This window comes from Sulfurovum sp. (genome assembly GCF_041562805.1).
Classification (GTDB): domain Bacteria; phylum Campylobacterota; class Campylobacteria; order Campylobacterales; family Sulfurovaceae; genus Sulfurovum.
Genome location: NZ_JBFFOH010000200.1, coordinates 1 through 3924, shown reverse-complemented (window position 1 = coordinate 3924; position 3924 = coordinate 1). Strand labels below are relative to the sequence as shown.

Genomic DNA, 3924 nt, shown 5'->3' with positions numbered 1-3924 from the left:
TGAATTCTACGATAACTTACCAGAAGATGTGAGACAGTATGCCTTTGCTTCTTTGGTGAAACGTGCAAGTGAACTCGACGAATACCCTGAATACCTCTATCTAAAGTCATATATTAAAGATGCCATTGAACTGGAAGAAAAATATCTCAGTTCCAAAGGTATCACCATCCAAAACGCTACAGGTAAAACGATACTGTGTCAAGCGATGGATCTGGCTGATGAAAACAGGTATCGTGTGACTGATATTATTGATTCGCTCAATATTTACTCTAAAGAGAAGCTTCAAGAGATATTGTTGCGATCTATCAGTAGTCAGGTACGAGTGAAAGATATACGTAAACTGGTTCATTTAAAAACATTGAGTGTACCTGGTTATGAAGCGCTTCATTATGATAAGATGAAGATCAAAGATCTGCTTATCGCATTACTTAACCGTTCAAGTAATGCTAAAACCGAGTTTCAAAATACGATGAACAGCATCTCTATGGCATTCAACAGAAATTTTTCACTTAGAGAAGATGGAAAGATCATTCCTGTTGATCCGGAGTTGGAATTGTTAAGAAAAGATTTCCAAAAAGTAGCAGCTAAGTATCTATGGGGGTCAAAGAAAGTTCAAAATATAAAGAAGCCTTTTAGCCATTATTTTACGACAGTAGCAGATTACTTTATCAACAAAGAATTTGAGATGGAATTGATCGACAGTAATACGTACAAAGAGAGACTGACACAGTTGAATAACAGTGATTTAAGTAAGGAAGCTTATCTAAGAGAGAAGTTGAGTTTAATGCGGAACTTTCTGGGTGGATTGACCAATCTTAAGATCATAGAGCTCTATAAAAAGATTGCCCTTGTGAAGTTTGAAGCTAAGTTGGGGTATAAACTGGAAAATCGTGATAAACTGATCGATAAAAACTCCGTAGAGTCTTTTGAAAAAAAGCTGGAAAAACAGAGTCAGAGATTACTTAAAAAGAGGTAGATGTGAACATTATATTTGGTCCCATACATTCTAGACGTTTTGGTAAATCTTTAGGGGTTGACCTGAGTCCGGGTAAAAAGCAGTGTAACTTCGACTGTCTTTACTGTGAACTGGACGCTGCAAAGACAATGGATGCCTATGATGATGTAGTGAGTGTAGAAGCAGTTACTACTGCACTTAAAACAGCACTCAAAGAACACGATGATGTAGACTTCATTACGCTCACTGCCAACGGTGAACCGACGCTTTATCCGCACCTCTCTGAACTGATAGATGAGATCAATACCTTTAAAGGATCAACCAAGACACTTATCCTCACCAATGCAGCCAATATAGATGATGTCTCGGTGCAGGATGCACTGTTGAAACTGGATGAAGTGAAACTCTCTTTAGATTGTGCGACCCAAAAATGTTTGCAAAAGCTTGACCGTTCTCATAAAGGCATAGATGTAGAAAACATTAAAGCAGGGATGTTGGCTTTCAAAGCAAGATACAATGGACCATTGGTCATAGAGATACTCATCGTAAAAACACTGAATGACTCGAAAGAAGAGATAGCCAAGCTCAACGAGTACCTACTGAAACTACAACCAACACGCATAGACATAGGAACCATAGACAGACCGCCTGCATTTGATGTAAAGCCTGTAAGTTATGAAAAACTATTGGAGATCAGCCACCTTTTTGACAGTAGCTTACCCGTCTATATAGCATCACGTAAAAAAGCAGAGATATCGGCTTCCAGCTATAGTGAGGAGGAGATACTTGAAACGTTGTCAAAACGTCCTTTGACAGAAGAAGACATAGAAGCACTTTTTGATGAAGAGAGTCAAAATAGAGTACAAAACCTGCTTAGAAAAGATAAAATTAAGAGAGTTTCAACAAACGGTGTAGAATTTTACAAAAAAGCCTAAAAAATCCTTGACTTTAAAAAACTTTTTCACTATAATCTCACCCACGAAACAAGCACTCGCTTATTTCAATAATTGTTCCGGCATAGCTCAGCGGTAGAGTAGATGACTGTTAATCATTTGGTCCGAGGTTCGAATCCTCGTGCCGGAGCCATATATTTAAATAATCAAAATCAAATCTTAATCAACTAAACACACAAACTACATTTTTTTATAAGATCTAAATTTTAGTCTTACGCTTTTTTAAGCTTTTTTTCTTTGCGTTTTTCTTTTAAAGTTTTTTCTGATTTTTTCTTAACAGATTTTTGTACATCTTTACCTTTTGCCATCATGTCCCCCTTTATTTGAATTTGTGAATCATATGGTCGTCTATACATTCTATACGACTTATACTTAAAGCCACTGCTAATATCATTTTTAATAGAGATGTTGCCTAATAGTTAAGTGCTTTATTTGAACATTTAAATATTTTTAATCGTTTATTAATCGCAGTATTTTAATTAAGATTTAAGGTAATAAGGTATATATACAATGATTATTTAGAGTGTATAAGTCTTGAATAAAGAATTTAGAGATAATTAAATATAAAAAACTAAGGATATTATTATGGAAAGCAAAGATGTTATTAAAGAAGCCAATGAATTAGGGTTTGACAATATGAGTATTGTCCAAAAAATAAACGCCATTGATGTAATCATAGATCTAAAGATCAGAGAATTCCTACAAGCAGATCATGGAGATCTAGATTTCCTTGATGTGAAAGAAACAAATGGATTAACAGATGTTTATATTTCATATGTGGGAGCTTGTGGTTCATGTGAGAGTTCAGGTGGAACACTGGTATCGATCCAAAAGATCTTGAACGGACAACTTGAAACTGATAAAATAAGAGTTTACGCAATTTAACATTGCAAGTAACAGTTAGGTTTTAGTGATGGGTGGTTTTGAAGGCGGAGATGAGGCTGGGTTTTGGGATGTTGATGCTATTACTGCTTCGATACATCAACAACATCAGAATAAATCAAAGAGTATTAATAGAATCAAAGCCTCTATACAAAGAAGTGACTTAGGGTACAGTATAAAAGCCTACGCAAAAGGTAAAGAGCTGTATGACACCATAAGCTTTCTACCTTACGAATGTGAAACATTTACCATTGAGGGGTGTGATGATATCCCTTTAGAATCCAATACCATTTACAAAGCCTACAAAGCACTTCTTGACCATACCAATGACTCAGACATTTCAGACTTCTTTTGTGAACATAAAGTAGCAGTGGCTAAAGGCATCCCCTCACAAGCAGATCTAGCAGGTGCTTCTTCTAATGCGGCAGCCTTTATACTTTTAGTCAAAGAAGTATGTAACCTCATACTAAGCAGTGATGAACTAGCAAAAATAGGAACTACTGTAGGTCCTGACGTACCTTTTTTTATCAAATAAAATTATTTTTTTAAAGCTTCCATTGCTTTATTCTGTTCATCAACTTTTTTATTACTGTTTTTGACAGACTCCTTAGCCAAATCCATGGCACTAACACGGCTATCCATATAAGTATCTACAGGGTTCTCTATAGTTTTTGAGCTAATACTATCATCATCAGGCAGTAAAAAGAAATATCAAAAGATTTCCAAGTAACTTTATGTTTCAATTGTCTCAGGTAGAGTTTGAAAATTGGAGGTCACATATTGTGACCTCCAATTCAGATAGAATGGTACTGAGAAGGGCACCTTATGCTTTTACAGAACAAGGTGTGTATATGTTGGCTACAGTTTTAAAGAGTGATGTAGCTATAGAAGTAAATATTGCCATTATGCGAACCTTTACAAAACTGCGAGAGTTCAGTAAACACTACAATGCTTTAGCCAAGAAGATTATGGAAGTAGAACGAAAAAATGATAGACAATACAAAGAGTTAACAAAAGCACTTGAAGAGCTTATACAGGAATCAAAAGCAGTAGATAGTAAAACCATTGGATTTATAAGGTCTGAATAATATTAGAAGTTAAATATTATATATTAACTTAATAAATAATTTATAT

General features: G+C 35.2%; 4 protein-coding genes, 1 tRNA gene and 1 pseudogene. All 6 read left to right on the top strand.

Annotation, left to right across the window (positions count from 1 at the left end; genetic code table 11):
* Window positions 1-976: hypothetical protein (locus tag ABYK33_RS14470; RefSeq protein WP_373034003.1), on the top strand; the 976-nt coding region annotated here is incomplete at its 5' end.
* Window positions 977-978: 2 nt separating this feature from the next.
* Window positions 979-1890 carry a radical SAM protein gene (locus ABYK33_RS14465; protein WP_373034001.1) on the top strand — a complete coding sequence of 304 codons (912 nt, stop codon included), beginning with the start codon at window positions 979-981 and terminating at the stop codon, window positions 1888-1890.
* A gap of 76 nt (window positions 1891-1966) precedes the next feature.
* Window positions 1967-2041 (top strand) — tRNA-Asn (locus tag ABYK33_RS14460).
* Between the two features lie 452 nt (window positions 2042-2493).
* Window positions 2494-2793, top strand: a complete 300-nt coding sequence (locus ABYK33_RS14455; protein ID WP_373034000.1) for a NifU family protein — start codon at window positions 2494-2496, stop codon at window positions 2791-2793.
* Between the two features lie 28 nt (window positions 2794-2821).
* Window positions 2822-3325 carry a hypothetical protein gene (locus ABYK33_RS14450; protein ID WP_373033999.1) on the top strand — a complete coding sequence of 168 codons (504 nt, stop codon included), beginning with the start codon at window positions 2822-2824 and terminating at the stop codon, window positions 3323-3325.
* A gap of 169 nt (window positions 3326-3494) precedes the next feature.
* A pseudogene (locus tag ABYK33_RS14445) lies at window positions 3495-3878 on the top strand (ORF6N domain-containing protein); the annotation flags it as partial.
* Between the last annotated feature and the right edge of the window lie 46 nt (window positions 3879-3924).